This is a genomic window from Aliidongia dinghuensis (assembly GCF_014643535.1).
Lineage (GTDB): Bacteria > Pseudomonadota > Alphaproteobacteria > ATCC43930 > CGMCC-115725 > Aliidongia > Aliidongia dinghuensis.
Window position 1 is genome coordinate 107,847 of the sequence record NZ_BMJQ01000017.1, and the last position, 18,826, is coordinate 126,672.

The 18,826-nt window shown below is 66.0% G+C and carries 21 protein-coding genes; 6 read left to right on the forward strand and 15 right to left on the reverse strand.

Annotated features, from left to right (window positions below; translation table 11 throughout):
• Positions 1–198 precede the first annotated feature (198 nt).
• Positions 199–861 (forward strand): 2OG-Fe(II) oxygenase family protein, encoded by a 663-nt coding sequence (locus tag IEY58_RS27220; RefSeq protein ID WP_189051311.1) that lies wholly within the window; start codon positions 199–201, stop codon positions 859–861.
• Positions 862–874: 13 nt separating this feature from the next.
• A complete protein-coding gene (locus tag IEY58_RS27225) occupies positions 875–1,315 on the forward strand; it encodes a bleomycin resistance protein (RefSeq protein ID WP_189051312.1) in 441 nt (146 codons plus the stop codon).
• A gap of 515 nt (positions 1,316–1,830) precedes the next feature.
• Here the strand turns inward: IEY58_RS27225 and parC are convergent.
• The 11 genes from parC to folK all read right to left on the reverse strand — a co-directional run bounded on the left by parC (position 1,831) and on the right by folK (position 13,029).
• Complete coding sequence (gene parC, locus IEY58_RS27230) at positions 1,831–4,056, reverse strand: DNA topoisomerase IV subunit A (protein ID WP_189051313.1); 2,226 nt, start codon at positions 4,054–4,056, stop codon at positions 1,831–1,833.
• A 219-nt stretch (positions 4,057–4,275) separates the two neighbouring features.
• Positions 4,276–5,085 carry a DNA repair protein RecO gene (recO, locus tag IEY58_RS27235; protein WP_189051314.1) on the reverse strand — a complete coding sequence of 270 codons (810 nt, stop codon included), beginning with the start codon at positions 5,083–5,085 and terminating at the stop codon, positions 4,276–4,278.
• Between the two features lie 7 nt (positions 5,086–5,092).
• On the reverse strand, positions 5,093–5,995 hold the full coding sequence (gene era, locus IEY58_RS27240) for a GTPase Era (protein WP_189051315.1): 903 nt from the start codon (positions 5,993–5,995) through the stop codon (positions 5,093–5,095).
• Positions 5,992–6,735 carry a ribonuclease III gene (gene rnc / locus IEY58_RS27245; protein WP_189051316.1) on the reverse strand — a complete coding sequence of 248 codons (744 nt, stop codon included), beginning with the start codon at positions 6,733–6,735 and terminating at the stop codon, positions 5,992–5,994. The genes era and rnc overlap by 4 nt, the downstream gene beginning before the upstream one ends.
• Complete coding sequence (gene lepB, locus IEY58_RS27250; protein ID WP_229743979.1) at positions 6,732–7,442, reverse strand: signal peptidase I; 711 nt, start codon at positions 7,440–7,442, stop codon at positions 6,732–6,734. The genes rnc and lepB (IEY58_RS27250) overlap by 4 nt, the downstream gene beginning before the upstream one ends.
• Positions 7,443–7,514: 72 nt before the next feature.
• Complete coding sequence (gene lepB / locus IEY58_RS27255) at positions 7,515–8,288, reverse strand: signal peptidase I (protein ID WP_189051318.1); 774 nt, start codon at positions 8,286–8,288, stop codon at positions 7,515–7,517.
• A gap of 81 nt (positions 8,289–8,369) precedes the next feature.
• Complete coding sequence (gene acpS / locus IEY58_RS27260; protein WP_189051367.1) at positions 8,370–8,774, reverse strand: holo-ACP synthase; 405 nt, start codon at positions 8,772–8,774, stop codon at positions 8,370–8,372.
• Positions 8,774–9,529 (reverse strand): pyridoxine 5'-phosphate synthase, encoded by a 756-nt coding sequence (locus IEY58_RS27265; RefSeq protein ID WP_189051319.1) that lies wholly within the window; start codon positions 9,527–9,529, stop codon positions 8,774–8,776. The genes acpS and IEY58_RS27265 overlap by 1 nt, the downstream gene beginning before the upstream one ends.
• Positions 9,530–9,569: 40 nt before the next feature.
• Entirely contained in the window at positions 9,570–11,705 is a 2,136-nt protein-coding gene (locus tag IEY58_RS27270; protein WP_189051320.1) for a RelA/SpoT family protein, read from the reverse strand.
• A 163-nt stretch (positions 11,706–11,868) separates the two neighbouring features.
• Positions 11,869–12,288: a DNA-directed RNA polymerase subunit omega gene (gene rpoZ / locus IEY58_RS34830; protein WP_189051321.1), complete on the reverse strand. Its 420-nt coding sequence runs from the start codon at positions 12,286–12,288 to the stop codon at positions 11,869–11,871.
• Positions 12,289–12,450: 162 nt separating this feature from the next.
• Positions 12,451–13,029 (reverse strand): 2-amino-4-hydroxy-6-hydroxymethyldihydropteridine diphosphokinase, encoded by a 579-nt coding sequence (folK, locus tag IEY58_RS27280; protein WP_308422455.1) that lies wholly within the window; start codon positions 13,027–13,029, stop codon positions 12,451–12,453.
• A 124-nt stretch (positions 13,030–13,153) separates the two neighbouring features.
• Between folK and IEY58_RS27285 the strand changes: the two genes are divergently transcribed.
• The 3 genes from IEY58_RS27285 to IEY58_RS27295 all read left to right on the forward strand — a co-directional run bounded on the left by IEY58_RS27285 (position 13,154) and on the right by IEY58_RS27295 (position 14,994).
• Complete coding sequence (locus tag IEY58_RS27285; protein ID WP_189051322.1) at positions 13,154–13,741, forward strand: LabA-like NYN domain-containing protein; 588 nt, start codon at positions 13,154–13,156, stop codon at positions 13,739–13,741.
• A 27-nt stretch (positions 13,742–13,768) separates the two neighbouring features.
• Positions 13,769–14,413: a uracil-DNA glycosylase gene (locus IEY58_RS27290; protein ID WP_189051323.1), complete on the forward strand. Its 645-nt coding sequence runs from the start codon at positions 13,769–13,771 to the stop codon at positions 14,411–14,413.
• Positions 14,414–14,499: 86 nt separating this feature from the next.
• Positions 14,500–14,994 carry a hypothetical protein gene (locus tag IEY58_RS27295; protein WP_229743980.1) on the forward strand — a complete coding sequence of 165 codons (495 nt, stop codon included), beginning with the start codon at positions 14,500–14,502 and terminating at the stop codon, positions 14,992–14,994.
• Positions 14,995–15,052: 58 nt separating this feature from the next.
• Here IEY58_RS27295 and IEY58_RS27300 read toward each other — a convergent pair whose 3' ends face one another.
• Positions 15,053–15,694, reverse strand: a complete 642-nt coding sequence (locus IEY58_RS27300; protein ID WP_189051324.1) for a glutathione S-transferase family protein — start codon at positions 15,692–15,694, stop codon at positions 15,053–15,055.
• A gap of 249 nt (positions 15,695–15,943) precedes the next feature.
• Between IEY58_RS27300 and IEY58_RS27305 the strand changes: the two genes are divergently transcribed.
• Complete coding sequence (locus IEY58_RS27305) at positions 15,944–16,225, forward strand: hypothetical protein (RefSeq protein ID WP_189051325.1); 282 nt, start codon at positions 15,944–15,946, stop codon at positions 16,223–16,225.
• A 31-nt stretch (positions 16,226–16,256) separates the two neighbouring features.
• Here the strand turns inward: IEY58_RS27305 and urtE are convergent, their stop codons facing one another.
• Genes urtE through urtC form a run of 3 tightly spaced genes read right to left on the reverse strand, consistent with a single transcriptional unit; the run spans position 16,257 to position 18,826 of the window.
• Positions 16,257–16,949: an urea ABC transporter ATP-binding subunit UrtE gene (gene urtE / locus IEY58_RS27310; RefSeq protein WP_189051326.1), complete on the reverse strand. Its 693-nt coding sequence runs from the start codon at positions 16,947–16,949 to the stop codon at positions 16,257–16,259.
• Between the two features lie 4 nt (positions 16,950–16,953).
• Entirely contained in the window at positions 16,954–17,706 is a 753-nt protein-coding gene (gene urtD, locus IEY58_RS27315) for an urea ABC transporter ATP-binding protein UrtD (RefSeq protein WP_189051327.1), read from the reverse strand.
• Positions 17,699–18,826 (reverse strand): urea ABC transporter permease subunit UrtC, encoded by a 1,128-nt coding sequence (gene urtC, locus IEY58_RS27320; RefSeq protein WP_189051328.1) that lies wholly within the window; start codon positions 18,824–18,826, stop codon positions 17,699–17,701. Before urtC ends, urtD begins: the two co-directional genes overlap by 8 nt.

Sequence of the window (18,826 nt, forward strand, 5' to 3'; positions counted from 1 at the left end):
TGGCGGGTCGCTTACCGCGAAAGGAAGTATCTATGTCCGATATACCAGACTTAAGTCCGGTATGTAGGATATGGTATCTAGCGGCATGCTTGCCGTCAATCCACGTGCACTCGCCGCTGCCGCACTCGGCATGGTTAGCGCGTCGTTAAGGAGGCTGGTCCTACCCTCTCGGCTCCTACCGCCGGATCGGACCCTTCCATGCCGTTCGTCACTCAGAATCTCGAGATCAATTCCCTGTTTCCGACGCCTTTCGTCGTGCTGCAGCTCGGCGGCGACGATGGTGCCAACGAGCGGCTCAAGGCGCGCATCCTGGCGCGCGTCGAAAGCCATCCCTCGGTGTTGAAGAGCAACCGCGGCGGCTGGCAGTCGGACACGGATTTCCAGGACTGGGCCGGGCCCGAGGGTGAAGCGCTGTTGGCGGTTGCGAGCGAGATCGGCACCAAGATCAGCGCGCGCCAGACGGCCGACGGTTTCGTGCCGGCCGACTTCCCGTGGAAGGTCAACGCCTGGGCCAACGTCAACCGGGCCGGCAACACCAACGACATGCACACGCATGCTGGCGCCTATTGGTCGGGCGTCTATTACGTCGACGATGGCGGTGTCGAGGCTGGCGGGGTCGAGGCTGGCGGTGTCGAGGCTGGCGGGGCGCTCGAGCTGATGGATCCGCGCGGGGTCATGCCGATGATGTATGCGCCGTTGGTCCGCATCGGCATCAAAGGCTGCTTGACCGCCGGCGGCTCGGAAACCTTCCAGCCCCGCACGGGCAATATGGTGCTGTTCCCGGCCTGGCTATTCCACGCGGTGCAGCCCTACCGAGGCGACGGCGTCCGGATCTCCGTGGCATTCAATCTGGGGGTCTGAGCGAGGCGGCGTCATGGCTACTCCGTCGCCGAACCTCCCGCGCCCGGCACCGGCCCGCCTGGTCCCCGAACTGCTGGTGGCCGATGTCAGGAAAAGTCTCAGCTTCTGGCGCGACCTGTGCGGCTTCCGCGTCGCCTATGACAGATTGGACGAAGGCTTCGCCTATCTCGACCGTGACGGTGCACAGGTGATGCTGGAAGAGCGTGGGCGCGGCCGAAACTGGGTGACGGGGCCGATGGAACCGCCGCTCGGCCGCGGCGTCAATTTCCAGATTGCCGTGCAATCGCTGAAGCCGATCCTGGCAGCACTTGAAGGCGCCGGCTGGCCCTTATTCATGGCGCCTGAACGAAAACTGTACCGCACAGGCAGCGTCGAGACCGAGGTCCACCAGTTCCTGGTGCAAGACCCGGATGGCTATCTGATCCGCTTCTCCGCGTCCATGGGCGAACGCTAGCGGGCGAGCTGCGGGCCGGCGACAGCGAGCCGGTGCCGGAGGAAGCGACGCATCGGCCGTTCGTACCCGCGATGCAACGGCAGGGCGATCGCCAACAAGACCGCGCGCATCGCCTGGAAGCTGATGGCCACCGGGGAAAGCTACCGACCCGGCGACACCCGAGCGATGCCGGGCGCGGTCTGACCGGACCGACGGAATAGGCGGGCTGCCCACCCGCCCATCCGTCGACAGCCGGCCTTGCAAGCAGACGAGCAGAGGGTGGGCTCGGGCGAGCCGGGGCGGAAAGGTAAACCGAGGGATCCAGTGGCGTTGGAAGCAGCGTCTCAACCCTGTATGGACCTTCCGTCGCGCAAACCCTCTTGGCCAGTGGCAACGCGCCACGGGAAACAGGCCGGACATATGGACGCAAGCGTATCGATCCGAAATCTGCCCGACCAACTTGCAAGCAAGGGGCCGTCCACATATGGATCTCCGCCTCTCACGGGCATGACGATAGCGGACGACGGCTCGGTAAATTAGCTCTCGAACCGCGTCGGCCGCGGGAAGCCGGTCGGCACCATGCGGCCGGACGAGCCGCGGCCGGTCTTCCAGGCGGTCAGGTCTGGCTCGGAACGGACGCGCGAGCCGGCGGGCCAGCTCAAGCCCTCGGCCAGGACGATGACCTTGGCGTCGGCAAGTCCGCCGTCCTTGTATTTCTGCAGGATGACGCCCCTGCCCTTCGACATCTCCGGGATCTCGGCCAGCGGCAGGACCAGGAGCTTGCGGTTGTCGCCGACCAGGGCCAGCGCGTCGCCGGTGAACGGCAGGCAGAAGCGCGCGGTCGCCCCCTCGGCCGGGTTCATGACCTGCTTGCCGGCGCGGGTCTGCGCCTGCGCCTCGTCCTGGTTGACGACGAAGCCGCGGCCGTCGGTCGAGACCAGCATGAGCTTCTCGCCCGGCCGATAGGGCCTCAGCGCCACGATCTCCGCCTCGTTCGGCAGGTCGATCATCAGCTTCAAGGGCTCGCCATGGCCGCGACCGCCCGGCAGCTTGTCGATGCCGACCGTGAAGAAGCGGCCGTTGGACGCGAACACCAGCAGACGGTCCGTCGTCTGCGTCTCGACGGCGAAGCGCGGCCCGTCGCCCTCCTTGTAGCGCTGGTCGGCCAAGGGCACGTTGTGGCCCTTGACCGCGCGGATCCAGCCCTTCTCGGAGCAGAGCACGGTTACCGGCTCGCGCTCGACCAGCGCATGGACCGGGACCACGACGGCGGACGGCGCACCGCCAAGCTCGGTCCGGCGCCGGCCGAGCTCGGTGTGCGGGCCGAACTCCTCCTTCATCTCGAGCACTTCCTCGTCGATCGCGGCCCAGCGCAGGCTCTCGTCGGCGAGCAGCGCCTCGAGCCCGGTCGCCTCGACGGCGAGATCGTCGATTTCCTTCTGGATCGCCAGCTGCTCGAGCTTGTGGAGCGCGCGCAAACGCAGGTTCAGGATGGCGTCGGCCTGGAGTTCGGTCAGCTCGAACCGCTCCATCAACGCCGTCTTCGGATGGTCGGCCTCGCGGATGATGCGGATCACCTCGTCGAGATTGAGATAGACCACCATCTGGCCGCGCAGGATCTCCATGCGGCGGCCGATCGCTTCCAGCCGATTGCGCGAGCGGCGCTCGAGCACGACCAGGCGATGGTCGAGGAACTCTCTGAGCGCCTCCTTGACGCTCATGACCCGCGGCACGCCCTCAGCGTCGAGGACGTTGAGGTTCAAGGGAATGCGCACTTCGAGGTCGGTCGAGCGGAAGAGCGACTCCATGAGCACGTCGGGATCGACGTTGCGGGTCTTGGGCTCGAAGACGAGGCGGATCTGCTCTGCCGATTCCTCCCGGATGTCGGCCAGAAGCGGCAGCTTCTTCTCTTCCAAGAGCTCGGCGATCTTCTCGATCAGCCGGGCCTTCGGCACCATGTAGGGGATCTCGGTCACGACGATCTGGTAGGCGCCGAGCGGTAGCGGCTCCTTCTCCCAGCGCGCGCGCAGCCGGAAGCTGCCGCGCCCCGTCGCATAGGCCTGGCGGATATTCTCCTCGGTCTCGACCAGCACGCCACCGGTCGGGAAATCCGGGCCGCGCACGACCTCCGTCAGCGCCTCGAGCGAGCAGTCGGGATGGGCGATCATCAGGCGCAGGCCGTCGCACAGCTCACCGACATTGTGCGGCGGGATGCTCGTCGCCATGCCGACGGCGATGCCGGTGGCGCCGTTCGCCAGCAGGTTCGGGAAGCGCGACGGGAGGACGACCGGCTCCTCGCCCTCGCCGTCATAGGTGCTGCGGAAATCGACCGTGTCGTTGTCGATCCCGTCCATGAGCGCGCGGGCGACGATGGTGAGCCGGCTTTCCGTGTAACGCATGGCCGCAGCGTTATCGCCGTCGACATTGCCGAAATTGCCCTGGCCGTCGACCAGCGGATAGCGCTGGGCGAAATCCTGCGCGAGCCGCACCAGCGCCTCGTAGATCGAGGCGTCGCCGTGCGGGTGATACTTACCGATGACGTCGCCCACGACGCGGGCGCATTTCTTGTAGCCGGCGTCGGGGTCGAGTCTCAGCTGGCGCATCGCCCACAGGATCCGGCGATGCACCGGCTTCAGGCCGTCGCGCACATCCGGCAGCGAGCGCGCCATGATGGTCGAAAGCGCATAGGACAGGTAGCGCTCCGACAGGGCGTCGTGCAGTTCGGTGTCGCGGATTTCGCCGGCGGCGGAGGTCGAGGCCATGGATACTCTTCGTGCTCGTCAAATGTCGGACGCCGATCCCTATCCGTCATCCGCGCGAAGGCGGGCATCCAGTCCGTTCCGCGCGACCGCGCAGAAAAGACTCATGTCGCCGCAGACGCGGCTCGCGCTGGATTCCCGCCTCCGCGGGAATGACGAGAGGAAAGGCGCCCCCTAACTCATCCCACGAGATATGGCCACGAGCCGGCCGAGTCGGTCAACCTATCGTGTGGGATCAGGCCGACGCTGGGGCACGGGCTCCAGGTCTGGTTCGCTGCCGCCAAGTCTCGCGAGGCGCGCTTGCGCGGAAAGCCTCCACAATCGATCAACATATCGCGTGCGCGCAGGCGGCAGGCCGCGGCCGTACGGCGCCAGGGCCTGGCGTTCGAGGAAGCTTGCGGTGAGCGCCAGCCCGTCCAGCAGGTCCTCGGCATCGGAGCCGCCGCTGCCGAGGCCGCCGAGCAGGCGCGGCAGGACCAGGAGCCTGTCCTTGTAGGCAACACCGGCGTCCTGGCTGACCGCCCGGCCGGTGCGCGGCGACACCCAGGCGAGATCGTCGCGCGAGCCGGTGACGGCGCAGGCCGTGAGATCGAGCCCATATCCCAGCTCGCGCAACAGATCGACCTCCCAGGCGAGATGGGCGGCGGCATAGCCCTCGTCGCGGTCGAGCGCGCCCAGGAGCCGTATGAGCCCGTCGAACGCCGCCGGGTGTGCTTCCCGTTCGGGCAAAGCCACCTCGGTCAGCGCCACCGCCGCCTCGAGGCAGCCGAGCCTGAGCGGATCATCGAGCAGGCCCGCGACATAGCTGGTGCCGGGCTCGATCTGCAGATGGCCGAGATGCTCCTCGAGCCGGGCGCGCCAGGTCGCGGTCACGTGCGTGCCGGGTTCGTAGGCGCCGCGCTGCCGGCTCTTGGCGCCGCCACGGACGAGACCGCGCTGCCGGCCGTGCGCGCGGGTCAAGAGCGAGACGATCAGGCTCCCCTCGCCTTGCCGGCGAGCACCAAGCACGATCGCCTCGTCGGTCCAGTCCACCGGCGGCTCAGGGGTCGTATTCGAGCCCGATCGCGGCGTAGCGCTCGCGGTCCTCGGCCCAGTCCTCGCGCACCTTGACGAACAGGAACAGGTGGACCCGGCGCTCCAGCATCTTCTCGAATTCGGCGCGCGCACGCTCGCCCAGGCGCTTGATCTGCCGGCCGCCCTTGCCCAGCACGATCGCCTTCTGGCTCGCGCGCTGGACATAGATCACCTGGGAGATCTTGACGCTGCCGTCCTTGAGATCCTCCCAGGCTTCGGTCTCGACCGTTGTCTCGTACGGCAGCTCATCATGGAGCTGCAGGAACAGCTGCTCGCGCGTCACCTCGGCCGCGAGCAGGCGCTGCGGCACGTCCGACAGCTGGTCCTCCGGATAAAGCCAGGGGCCCTCCGGCAGGCGCTCGAGCAGGTATTTCTCGATGTCGGCGACGCCGTCGCCGCTCAGGCCCGAGATCATGAAGACCCGGTCGAAGACGCCTTCGAGATCGAGCGCGCCTGCGAGCTGCAGCAGCTTCTCATGGCGCGCCGCATCGGTCTTGTTGAGCGCGAGTACGGCGCGCCGCCCCGCCTCCTTCAGGCTCGCGACGATCGCTTTCACCTCGTCGGTCAAGCCGTCGGCCGCATCGACCAGCAGCAGGATCACGTCCGCATCGGCCGCCCCGCTCCAAGCGGCCGCAACCATGGCACGGTCGAGCCGGCGCTTCGGCCGGAAGATGCCCGGCGTATCGATATAGATCACCTGGGCCGCATCCAACACCTGGATGCCCAGCACGCGCGTTCGCGTCGTCTGGACCTTGGGCGAGACGATCGACAGCTTGGCGCCGACCAGCCGGTTCAACAACGTCGACTTGCCGGCATTCGGCGCGCCCAGGATCGCGACATAGCCGCATTTGGTGGCGTTCGCGGTCATGGGGTTCCTCCTTTGGCGCTGCCGCTGATGCGGGCCAGCAAGATGGCGGCCGCGGCCGCTTCGGCCAGGCGCTTCGAGGCGCCGCTCGCCACCTCCTCGGCCTCGCCCTCGACTGATGCTGACACGGTGAACACGGGCTGATGCGGCGGCCCGTCGGTCTTGACGAGACGGTAGACCGGCAACGGCCGCCCCCGCCCCTGCGCCCATTCCTGAAGCGCCGTTTTCGGATCCTTGGGCGGCGTCAGCGACGCGTTCATGCGCGGGGTCCAGCGCTCGACAACGAAGCGGCGGGCGGCCTCCAGCCCGCCATCGACATAGAGTGCGGCAATGACCGCCTCGCACACGTCGGCGAGCAGGCTCGGATTGTGCCGGGCGGCGCCATCGTCGAGCGCCGGCAGGCGGACATGATCGGCGAGATCGATGTCGGTCGCGACGGCGGCGAGCGTCTCCTTCCGCACGAGGTCGGCATGGCGGCGAGCGAGCGCTCCTTCCGCTTCGCGCGGGAACGCCGCCATCAGCATCTCGGCCACCAGCAGGCCCAGCACCCGGTCGCCGAGGAACTCGAGCCGCTCGTATCCCAGCGAGCGGCGCGCGCCGCGGCGGTCGCGCCGGCCGGCGGCGACATAGGCGGCGCTGCGATGGGTCAAGGCCTCCTCGAGCAGCCCGGCATCGACGAAGCGGTGACCGAGCTCGCCTTCGAGCGCGCTGCGCTGCCCCGGAGCCGTGACCGCATCGCTCATTGCACCACCCGCATCAGTCGATCCCAGCGGATCCGACCCGGCCATTCCCAAATCCTCCACCACGCCTCGTGCGGGACGATCGAAAAGAAGCGCAGATCGGCGCGCCCGACCAGGTTCTCGAGCGGGATATAGCCTACCTTGGTCAACATGCGGCTGTCCTGGGAATGCTCGCGATTGTCGCCCATGACGAAGAGATGGCCGTCCGGCACGACATAGATGCTGGTGTCGTCGAGCGGCCCGTCATCCTTCTCCTGCATGATCTCGTGCGCGACGCCGTTCGGCAGCGTCTCGATGAAACGGGGGAACGAGAGCTTCGTCGCCCCGTCGTCAACCACCAGCGGCGCCGTCGGCTCGCGCCGGACCGGCTCATCATTGATGGTGAGCACGCCATGGATCATCTGGATCCGGTCGCCCGGCAGCCCTACGACGCGCTTGATATAATCCTGGTCCGGATCGGCCGGTAGCCGGAAGACGACAACGTCGCCCCGCGCCGGCAGCCGGCCGAACAGCCGTCCCGCGACCGGCGGATACCAGAGCGGCAGCGAATAGCGGCTGAAGCCGTAGGCGAACTTGGAGACGAACACATAGTCGCCGACGAGCAGCGTCGGCACCATTGACCCGGACGGGATCGAAAACGGCTCATAGACGAAGCTGCGCACGGCGAGCGCCAGCAGGACGGCCCAAAGGAGCGTGCGAACGATCTCCACCGGCCCGTCCCGTTCTTTTCTGCGTCTTCTCATGGGCGTCGCGTGCGGCGCTTCAAGGCCGCGGCATTCGGATCAGTGCACGCCGGTGAACATGCGCGAAAAGCGGATCGCCCACGGCCATTCCCAGACCTGCCACCAGGGGGCGACATTGTCGTCGTAGGAAAAGAAGCGGAACTCGGCCCGGCCGACCAGGTTCTCGAGCGGCACGAAGCCCACGCCGTTGTTGCGCGGCGGCACGCGGCTGTCGAGCGAGTTGTCCCGGTTGTCGCCCATGGCGAAGATGCTGTCGGCCGGCACTTCAAAGACCGGCGTGTTGTCATAGGTGCCGGTGCCCGGCTTCTGCAGCTTCAGGATCGGATGCTGGCGCCCCTCGGGCAGCGTCTCGATGAACTGCGGCGTCTCGATGTTGCGCTGATATTCCGTGTCGTAGAAATCCTCGGTCCGCGACAGCTCGACCGGCTTGCCGTTCACGTTCAGCACGCCGTCGACCATCTGGATCTTGTCGCCGGGCAGCCCGATCACCCGCTTGATGTAGTCGACCGACGGATCGCGCGGCAGCTTGAACACGACGACGTCACCGCGCGCCGGCAGGCGGCCGAAGATCCGGCCGGAGAACGGCGGATGGATCAGCGGAAACGAATAGCGGCTGAAGCCGTAGGAATATTTCGAGACGAAGACGTAGTCGCCGATCAGCAGCGTCGGGATCATCGAGCCCGAGGGGATGTTGAACGGCTCGAACGCGAAAGTCCTGAGGATCAGGACGACGAGCCCCACGGTCACGACAGTTTTGACGATCTCGAAGAAGCTGTCGCCGCTCTTCGTCTTGCTCTTGGTCACAGCGGCCATCGGGGCTCACGGGTTGGGGTTATCGGTTTCGGGCGATAGGCGGGACGCTGGCCGCCATGAAGCGCGGCGCGCGAGCCGGCGTCAAGCATTCGCGGGCACCGCGACAATCATGACCATCGCTTCGGCGAGCGGCGGCTCGTCGGTGAGCGTCAGATGGATCTGCGCCACCATGCCGGGCGGGGTCATCGCGTCGAGGCGCGCCCGGGCGCCGCCGGTCAGCTGCAGCGTCGGCTGCCCGCTGGCCAAGTTGACGACGCCGATGTCGCGCCAGAACACGCCGGCGCGGAAGCCGGTGCCGAGCGCCTTGGAGCAGGCTTCCTTGGCCGCATAGCGCTTGGCGTAGGTCGCCGCCCGCTGCGCCCGCCGGTCGGCCTTGGCCCGCTCGACCGGCGTGAAGCAGCGCTCGGTGAACTTGTCGCCGTAGCGCTCCAGCGTCTTCTCGATGCGGCGGATGTCGATGAGATCGGTGCCGAGGCCCAGGATCATCATGCTTCCGCCCCGGCGCGCGCCGCGTCCATGGCCTGCCGCATTCCGTGGATCGACGCTTCCAGCCCGACGAAGATCGCCTCGCCGATCAGGAAATGGCCGATGTTGAGCTCCGCGATCTCAGGCAGCGCCGCGACGTCGCGGACCGTATCGTAATCGAGCCCGTGCCCGGCATGGACCTCGAGCCCCAGCGCATGACCGTGGGCCGCGGCCTCGGCCAGGCGCTCAAGCTCGCGCTGCCGCTCCGGGCCCGGGGCGGCGTGGCAATAGGGCCCAGTGTGGAGCTCGACGACCGGCGCGCCCAGGCGCCGCGCCATGTCGAGCTGCGCCTTGTCGGGTGCGATGAACAGCGAAACGCGGATGCCCGCGTCCCGGAGCTGCGCGATCTTGGGCGCCAGCTCGTTATGGCCGGCGACCGCATCGAGCCCGCCCTCGGTCGTGCGCTCCTCGCGCCGCTCCGGCACGAGGCAGGCGGCGTGCGGCCGGTGCCGGAGCGCGATCGCGACCATCTCGTCGGTCGCCGCCATCTCGAGATTGAGCGGCAGGTTGATCGTCGTCATCAGGCGGTCGATGTCCTCGTCGCTGATGTGGCGCCGATCCTCGCGCAGATGTGCCGTGATGCCGTCGGCGCCGGCCTGGGCCGCGAGCAGGGCCGCGCGCAGGGGCTCGGGGTGGCTGCCGCCGCGGGCGTTCCGCACAGTTGCGACATGGTCGATGTTGACGCCGAGCCGAAGATGCTGATGGACGTACGCCATGGGTTCTCGCTCGTTTCTGAGGATCAGGTGGGCAACGGCGTCAGCTGCGCGCGCGTTCCACCGAATTGATCGACGGCATCGCTCTCAGGGCCGCGATCAGGTTGGTCAGATGCTTGACGTCCTTGACCTCGATGTCCACCAGGATCTCGAAGAAGTCGTTCGCCCGGTTGGTGATCTTGAGGTTGGTGATGTTGCCGGCATTCTTGCCGATCACCGTCGTCAAGTTGCCGAGCGCGCCCGGCTCGTTGCCGATCATGACCGAGATGCGGCCGATATGGCTGTGCCCCTCGTCGGTCTGGTCCCAGGCCACGTCGAGCCAGCGCTCCGGCGTATCGGCGAAGCTCTCGAGCGTCTCGCAGTCGATCGTGTGGATCGTGACCCCTTTGCCGGTGGTCACGATGCCGACGATGCGGTCGCCCGGCAACGGATGGCAGCAGCCGGCGTAGTGCAGCGCCATGCCCGGGATGAGCCCGCGGATCGGCACCGCATTGTCGGAGCTTTTCGAGCGAGCACGCGGCAGCGGCACGACCTTGGCCGTCTTGGTCTCGACCCGGTTCGGGAAGACGGCGTTCAGCACCTCGCCCTTGGTGACGAGCCCCTCGCCGACTGCGGCATAAAGGTCTTCCACGGTCGTGACCGCGAAATTCTTCGTGACCGCTTCGAGCGCCTTTTCCGACAGTTCCTGATGCTCGTGCCGGAACGCCTTGGTCAGGATCTCCTTGCCGAGGTTCAGGTACTGCGCGCGCTGCTGGGCGCGGATGAAGCGGCGGATGCGCGCCCGCGCCTTGCCGGTGACGACGAAGCGTTCCCAGGTCGGCGACGGCGTCTGCGCCTTGGACGTGATGATGTCGACCTGGTCGCCATTCGCGAGCTGCGAGCGCAGCGGCACGATCCGTCCGTTGATCTTGGCGCCGACGCAGGTATCGCCGACCTGGCTGTGGACGGCATAGGCGAAGTCGACCGGCGTCGCCCCGCGCGGCAGCGCGATCAGGTCGCCCTTGGGCGTGAAGCAGAACACCTGGTCCTGGAACATCTCGAGCTTGGTGTTCTCGAGGAATTCCTCCGGCCCCGACGCGTGCTCCAGAATGTCGAGCAGCTCGCGCAGCCAGCGGTACTGCTTGCCCTCGGTCCGGCCGGCGTTCTGCTTGTAGCTCCAGTGCGCTGCGACACCGAGTTCCGCCACCTCGTGCATCTCACGCGTGCGGATCTGCACCTCGATACGCTGGCGCTCGGGCCCGAAGATGCCGGTATGGAGCGAGCGGTAGCCGTTCGGCTTCGGTGTCGAGATATAGTCCTTGAAGCGCCCATGCACGACCGGGTAATGGCTGTGGATGACGCCCAGCGCCTGGTAGCATTCGCCCACGGTCTCGACCGTGACGCGGAAGGCCATGATGTCGGACAGCTGCTCGAAGCCCACGTTCTTGCGCTGCATCTTGCGCCAGATCGAATAGGGCGTCTTCTCGCGGCCGGTCACGGTCGCCTCGTCGAGGCCGCCTTCCTTGAGCGTCTCCGTCAGCTGATTGATGACCTTCTCGACGAGACTGCCGCCTTGCTCCTTCAGGAACGCGAAGCGCGTCTTGATCGATTCGCGCCCCTCGGGATGCAGCTCGGCGAACGCCAGATCCTCGAGCTTGTCCTTCATCTGGTGCATGCCGATACGCTCGGCGAGCGGCGCGTAGATCTCCATGGTCTCGCGCGCAATCCGGCGGCGTTTCTCGTCGCTCTTGATGTAGTGCAGCGTCTCCATGTTGTGCAGGCGATCGGCGAGCTTCACCAGCAGCACCCGGATGTCCTCGGACATCGCGAGCACGAGCTTGCGGAAATTCTCGGCCTGCTTCGTCTGGTCTGACTGCAGCTCGAGGCGCGACAGCTTGGTGACGCCGTCGACGAGCCGGGCGATGTCCCGGCCGAACAGCCGCTCGATATCGTCGAGCGTCGCGACCGTGTCCTCGACCGTGTCGTGGAGCAGGCCGGTGACGATCGACGCGGAGTCGAGCTTCATCTGGGCCAGGATGCCCGCGACCTCGACCGGATGGGAGAAATAGGGGTCGCCCGATGCTCGCTTCTGCGAGCCGTGAGCTTGCATGGAGAAGACGTAGGCGCGATTGAGCGCATCTTCGTCGGCGTTCGGGTCGTAGGCCTTGACGCGCTCGACCAGGTCGTACTGGCGGATCACGGTTGTCGCGCCCCAAGAAACGAACGGCCAAGAAACGAATGGCCAAGGGACGAACGGCCCGACGCATCACGTCGGGCCGTCATCACAAACATGCTGCGAGTGCGGCGACTCATCGGGGAAGTTGGCTGTTGTGCCACGCGACCAGACGCTCGCCCACGCGGGGTCAGATCTCGTCGGAGAAGTCGGCGTCGCCGAGTTTCTCTTCCACCTCGGACTCGAGGTCGACCTCGCCTTCCTCGACATCGACGAACTGCATGTCGTCCTTGAGCTCCTCGTCGATCGCCTGCGCACCGGCACCATCGGGCCAGGTCTGCTCGTCGATCGACAGCTCGGTATCTTCCTCCGGCTCGTCGATCTCCGGCTGCTTCTGCAGGCCGGTCACGAGGGCGTTCTGCAGCGCATCGACCTCGATCGTGTATTCCGCGATCTCGCGCAGCGCCACGACCGGATTCTTGTCATTGTCGCGGTCGACCGTGATCAATGCGCCAGATGCGATATCCCGCGCCCGCTGTGCCGCCACGAGAACCAGCTCGAAGCGGTTCGGCACTCTCGTCACGCAATCTTCAACCGTTACACGCGCCATTCTGGTCAAGCCCGCCGAATTAATGGGTAGCAACGAGATATACGACGCGGGCAATCATGGTGCAATGCCGAGATCTTCATAACGGCCCCGCTTCTCTTGCCGCGCAGCCTTGCCGCAGCCTCATGAATGGCGCGCCCGCACCCCGGCGCGCGAGTCACGGGTTCACGGCAGGCGCCGCGTCGTCTGCTCCGGGCCGATGCCTGCGAGCATTTCTCGGATATCACGGCCGTCGACCGGATGGCGCCACTCCGGCGCCACGTCGGCGAGCGGCTGCAGCACGAAGGCCCGCTCGTGCAGCCGCGGGTGCGGCAGCACCGGCCAATCGCCCGAGGGCCAGCCGTCCGAAACGATATCGCCGTGGGCCAAGAGATCGAGATCTAGCACGCGCGGCCCGTTGACGATGTCGCGCACCCGTCCGAACGCCTCTTCGATGCGATGCAGCCTCTCGAGCACCGGCGCCGGGCCAAGCGCCGTCTCGACCGCCACCACGCCGTTCACAAACCAGGGCTGGTCCGAGATCGGCACCGGTGCCGTCTCGTACCAGGCCGAGCGCGCAACGACCTTGAGGCCGGACCGGTTGAGCGCCTTCAGGGCCGCCTCCAGCGTCGCCCGCGGGCTGCCATGGACCGGGCTCGGCATGTTGGCCCCCAGCGCCACCAGAATCATGAGCCCAGCCCTCCCTTGCTCGTCCTCGGCGCCCTGGCGCCCGACGCGCGCTCGAGACGCAAGCTTATTGATCATACAAATTGCCCCAAAAAACCGGACTTGCCACCCCTCCATCTCCTATTCCATAATTCCGTCACTATTTAATGCTTAGCCCCACATGCATTAATCCGGCAAATTCGCCCAAAAGGATTTTAATAAGATGGTATTCTACCCACAGGAGCGGCTAGGGCTTTTCATCGACGGCGCAAATCTCTACGCCGCTGCCCGCGCGCTCGGCTTCGATATTGATTACAAAAAGCTGCTAGACGTATTTCGCAAGAATGGCCAATTGATTCGCGCCTTCTATTACACAGCCTTGATTGAAGATCAGGAATATTCGCCGATCCGGCCGCTGGTCGACTGGCTCGATTACAACGGCTATACCATGGTCACGAAGCCGACCAAGGAATTCACCGATGCGACGGGCCGGCGCAAGCTCAAAGGCAATATGGATATTGAGCTCGCGATCGACGTGATGGAGATGGCCGAGCATCTCGACCACGTCGTGCTGTTCTCGGGCGACGGCGATTTCCGGCGGCTGGTGGAGGCCGTCCAGCGCAGGGGCGTGCGCGTCACCGTCGTCTCCACGGTGCGCTCCAACCCGCCGATGGTGGCCGACGAGCTTCGACGCCAGGCCGACACCTTCATGGAGCTGCAGGATCTGGCGCCCAGCATCATGCGCGCCCATGTGCATCGCGAGGCGCTGCCGCCCGATGAAGACGACGAGGACGAGGACGACGAGGCATAGTCGCGCCCGCCTCTGCTGCATCTGCTCATGTTGAACTCCGATTCTTGCGGACCGGCGCCGGACTGCCGGCTGTGCCCTCGCCTCGCCGCGTTCCGCGACGACCACCGCGCGCGATATCCGGACTGGCACAATGCGCCGGTCCCGTCGTTCGGCGGCGCCGATGCGCGCCTGCTGATCGTGGGATTGGCGCCGGGCCTCAGGGGAGCCAATCGCACGGGTCGCCCCTTCACCGGTGATTATGCCGGCGACCTGCTCTACGCGACGCTCGTCAAGTTCGGCCTCGCAGAGGGGCAATACGGGCAGGCGCGCGACGATGGCCTTGAGCTCAAGGGCGCGCGCATCACCAACGCGGTGCGCTGCGTGCCGCCGGAGAACAAGCCGGACCCGTCGGAGATCAAGAACTGCCGGCCGTTCCTCGTCGCGGAGCTGGCCGCCCTCGGCCGGCTCAAGGCGATCCTGGCGCTGGGCCAGCTGGCCCATACCCAGGTGCTGGCGACGCTCGGGCTCCGGCAAGCCGCCTACAAGTTCGCCCACGGCGCGCAGCATCAGCTGCCGAACGGCCTGATGCTGGCCGACAGCTATCATTGCTCGCGCTACAACACGAACACCGGCAGACTCACGACCGAGATGTTCGAGGCGGTCTTCGCCGGGCTGATGCCAACGCTCGGCTGATCTTTTTTAGCGCGCCCGTCAAATCATGACATTCGATGTCGTGTTTAGGGCGGTATAGCGGTCTCGCACGTTCGAGCGAGGCCCCCATGACCACAGAAGCCCCGGCCCATGACGGGCTGCATGATTTCGATTTCCTCATCGGCCGCTGGCAGGCTCATCTGAAGAAGCTGCTCAATCCGCTGACCGGCTCGACCGAATGGATCGAATACGAAGGCACGTCCGTCACGCGGAAGCTCTGGGGTGACCGCGCCAATACCGAGGAATTCGCGGTCTCCGGCATCGGGCACGACCGACGCATCGAGGCGCAGACCCTGCGGCTTTATAATCCTGAGGCGCGCCAGTGGAGCATCTACCTGGTCGACGCCGCCAAGGGCAATCTGGCGCTGCCACCGGTCATCGGCCAATTCACCGACGGGCGCGGCGAATTCTACGACCACGAGATCTTCGACGGCCGGGCAATCTTCGTCCGCTACGTCTGGTTCGATGTCTCGCCGCAGGCGGCGCGCATGGAGCAGTCCTTCTCGGCGGACGGCGGCCGGACGTGGGAGGTGAACTGGATCTGCTCGCTGACGCGCGACTAGCGCTCGTCGTGGATTCTTCCCTCGCGGTTCCAGCCAGGCCGCTCCGATAAAGCGAGCCCTACAATCCCGGTGATCTCGCCGCCCAAGCCTTGGTGGCCTGGCAGCTTTCCATCGCTCGGGCGTAGGCAGGGCGTGCCGTCGTGCGGGCGAGATAGTCCCGCTCGGTAGAACCGGGGACGTAGTTGCCAGTTCGCAGGCCGAGCAGGAGGGCGTAGCTCACCGAGATATCGGCAGCAGTGAATCGGTCGCCGGCGAGATAGGGGCAATCCCCGAGGCGGCGGATAACCAACCCCAGCCGGCTCTCGAAGGTCTCGCGTGCCCAGCAGGTAACCCGGGCATCTCGCTCGGCTTCGGGCGCCAGTTCGCGACCGACAAAGACGGCGTTCATCGGCCCGGCGAGCCCGGCCTCGCCTAAGTGGAGAAACTGCAGATAGGAAGCGAAGGCGGGATCGTCCGGAGCGACGGCAAGCGAACCTGAGCCGTGGCGGGCGAGCAGGTACTCAAGAATCGCGATCGATTCGACCATGATCGTCTCGCCGTCCTGCAGTGCGGGAATGAAGCCGGCGGGGTTGATCGCGAGGAAATCGCGATCATTCTCGACAGCCAGCAGATCGACCGGGCGCAGCCGATAAGCCAATCCTAATTCCTCAAGCAGCCAGACAACACGGAAGCCACGACCTTCGCCATAGACGGTGAGCATGGTTAAGCGTTCCTGGATTGGGCTAGATATACTAACTCGCAGAGGCAAGCCGGTCGCGCAATGGACTATCGATGGCGCATAACGCGCTCAAGGCTTGGCGCATGTTCGTCACCCTACAGCGCGGGCCCTGCCCACTTTATGGGTTCACGACCTAGCCAAAGAATAGCCGAAACCGTTGACAATCAAAGGTTGTATTGGTAAAATATATCTGCCGCTCAAATCCTGTTAGGCCAACACTGGGGGACGGTGATGGGAAAACTGGCCACGCAGTCATTTGAAAGAGATCATGCACAGTCCGCCACCCAAAAGGCGTTGAATTTTTACAACGCCAACATCGATGATTTCCACCGAGCAATACAAGCGGTAACAAAAATTGAATTAAATAAAAATATCGGCGCTGTATCTGTGAGGTTTTTGCCTGGAGATGAAAACAAGTTCTGCAGGGTGATCATAAATACAAGCACAAAGACCGTCGATATCACCTACGATGGCAGCGATATTTATATATCGGAACCAGCCCACACTCAGTAAATTTGCGCTGTAGACTCATTATGGGAATGCCCTAGACCGCCAGGTAGCGCTGCACCGCTTCGTCGTCGAGTTCGCCGCGATTGCCCGAGACGACGATCTCGCCGCGCTCCATGACGGCAAAGCGGTCGGCGAGTTCGCGGGCGAAGTCGAGATATTGCTCGACCAGCAGGATCGCCATGTCGCCGCGCTCGGCCAGCAGCCGGATCACCCGGCCGATGTCCTTGATGATCGAGGGCTGGATGCCCTCGGTCGGCTCGTCCAGCACCAGGCACTTCGGCCGGGTGACGAGCGCGCGTGCGATCGCCAGCTGCTGCTGCTGGCCGCCCGAGAGATCACCGCCGCGCCGGTGCAGCATCTTGTCCAGCACCGGGAACAGCTCGAAGATCTCGTCCGGGATGGTCGTCTCGCCCTTGGCCGCGGCGAGGCCGGTCTTCAGGTTCTCCAGTACCGTCAGGCGCGGGAAGATCTCGCGGCCCTGGGGCACCAGCGCCAGGCCGGCGGCGGCGCGCTTGTGCGGCGGCAGCTTGTCGATCGGCTGGTCGTTCCACAGGATGCGGCCGGCCGCGATCGGCTGCAGCCCGAAGATGCCGCGCAGCAGGCTGGTCTTGCCGACACCGTTGCGGCCCAAGACGCAGGTCACTTCGCCGAGGCGCGCGGTCAGGCTGACCCGGCGCAGGATCCGGCTCGCCCCATAGGAAAGATCGATCGCGTCGACGGTCAGCATCGGCTCAACGTCCCAAATAGACTTCGATCACGCGCGGATGGTTCTGCACGGCGTCGATCGATCCCTCGGCCAGCACCGAGCCTTCGTGCAGCACCGTGACCTTGGCGCCCAGGCTGCGCACGAACGCCATGTCGTGCTCGACGACGACGATGGTGTGATATTGGGCGAGCCGGGTGATGAGGTCGGCGGTCGCCGCCGTCTCGGCGTCGGTCATGCCGGCGACCGGCTCGTCGAGCAGGATGAGCCGCGGGTCGTGCACCAGCAGCATGCCGATCTCGAGCCACTGCTTCTGGCCGTGGCTCAGAAGTCCGGCCAGATCGTGGCGCCGATGCATGAGGCCGATCTCACCCAGCACGCGCTCGAGCCGCCCGGCCTGCTCGTCGTCGAGCCGGCGGAACAACGTGTGGCGGATGCGCCGGTCGTCCTTGAGCGCCAGCTCGAGGTTCTCCTCGACCGTCAGGTTCTCGAACACGGTCGGCTTCTGGAACTTGCGGCCGATCCCGAGGTTGGCGATGGCCGGCTCGTCGAGCCGCGTCAGGTCATGCCGCCCTTCGAAGAGCGCGGTGCCGCTGTCGGGTCGCGTCTTGCCGGTAATCACGTCCATCATGGTGGTCTTGCCGGCGCCGTTCGGGCCGATGATGGTCCTGAGCTCGCCCGGCTCGATGACGAGCGACAGCGCGTTCAACGCCTTGAACCCGTCGAAGCTGACGGTAATGCCGTCGAGATAGAGCTGGGCGGTCGAAAGCGCCTCAGTCATGGGCCGTCTCCCCCACGGCAGCGGCGGGCGTGGCACCACGCCAGCGCCGCAGCTGGGTGGCCAGCCCCAGGATGCCGTGCGGCATGGCGAGCGTGACGGCGATGAAGAGCGCGCCCAGCGCGAACAGCCACAGCTCCGGCGCCGCCCCGGTGAGCCAGGTCTTGATGAAATTGACGACCAGCGCGCCAAGGATCGCGCCGACGAGCGTGCCGCGCCCGCCGACCGCGACCCAGATCGCGACCTCGATCGAGTTGCCCGGCGAGAATTCGCTGGGATTGATGATGCCGATCTGCGGCACGTAGAGCGCGCCCGCAAGGCCGCACAGCAGTGCCGAGAGCGTGAAGACGAAGAGCTTCGCTCCCGTCGTGGAATATCCCAGGAACCGGACGCGGCTCTCCGCGTCGCGCAGCGCCAGCAGCACCCGGCCGAACCGGCTCGTCACGACGAAGCGGCAGATGAGGAACGACAGGCCGAGCGCCACGGCGGTCGCGATATAGAGCCCGAGCCGCGTCGACGGCGCCTGGATCTCGTATCCCAGGATCTCCTTGAAGTCGGTCAGGCCGTTGTTGCCGCCGAAGCCCATGTCGTTGCGGAAGAAGGCCAAAAGCAGCGCGTAGGTCATGGCCTGGGTGATGATCGAGAGATAGACGCCGGTGACGCGGCTCCTGAACGCAAACCAGCCGAGTGCCGCCGCCAGCACGCCCGGCACCAGGAGCGCCATCAGGGCGGCATAGGCGAAATGGTCGAAGCCCCACCAGGCAATCGGCAGCTTCTGCCAGTTCAGGAACACCATGAAGTCCGGCAGGATCGGGTTGCCGTAGACGCCGCGCGTGCCGATCTGGCGCATCAGGTACATGCCCATGGCGTAGCCGCCGAGCGCGAAGAAGGCGCCGTGGCCAAGGCTCAGGATGCCGGCGTAGCCCCAGATCAGGTCGAGCGCCATGGCCAGGATGGCGTAGCAGAGATACTTGCCGAACAGCGGCACCAGATAGGCCGGCAGGCGGAGCGCCGAGCCCTCGGCCGGCACAGTCGCCAGTACCGGGATGACGATGACGGCGACGAGCGCTGCCGCCAGGAACACAAGCCAGCCGGTCGGGCCAAGCAGCGGAACCCTGCGCAT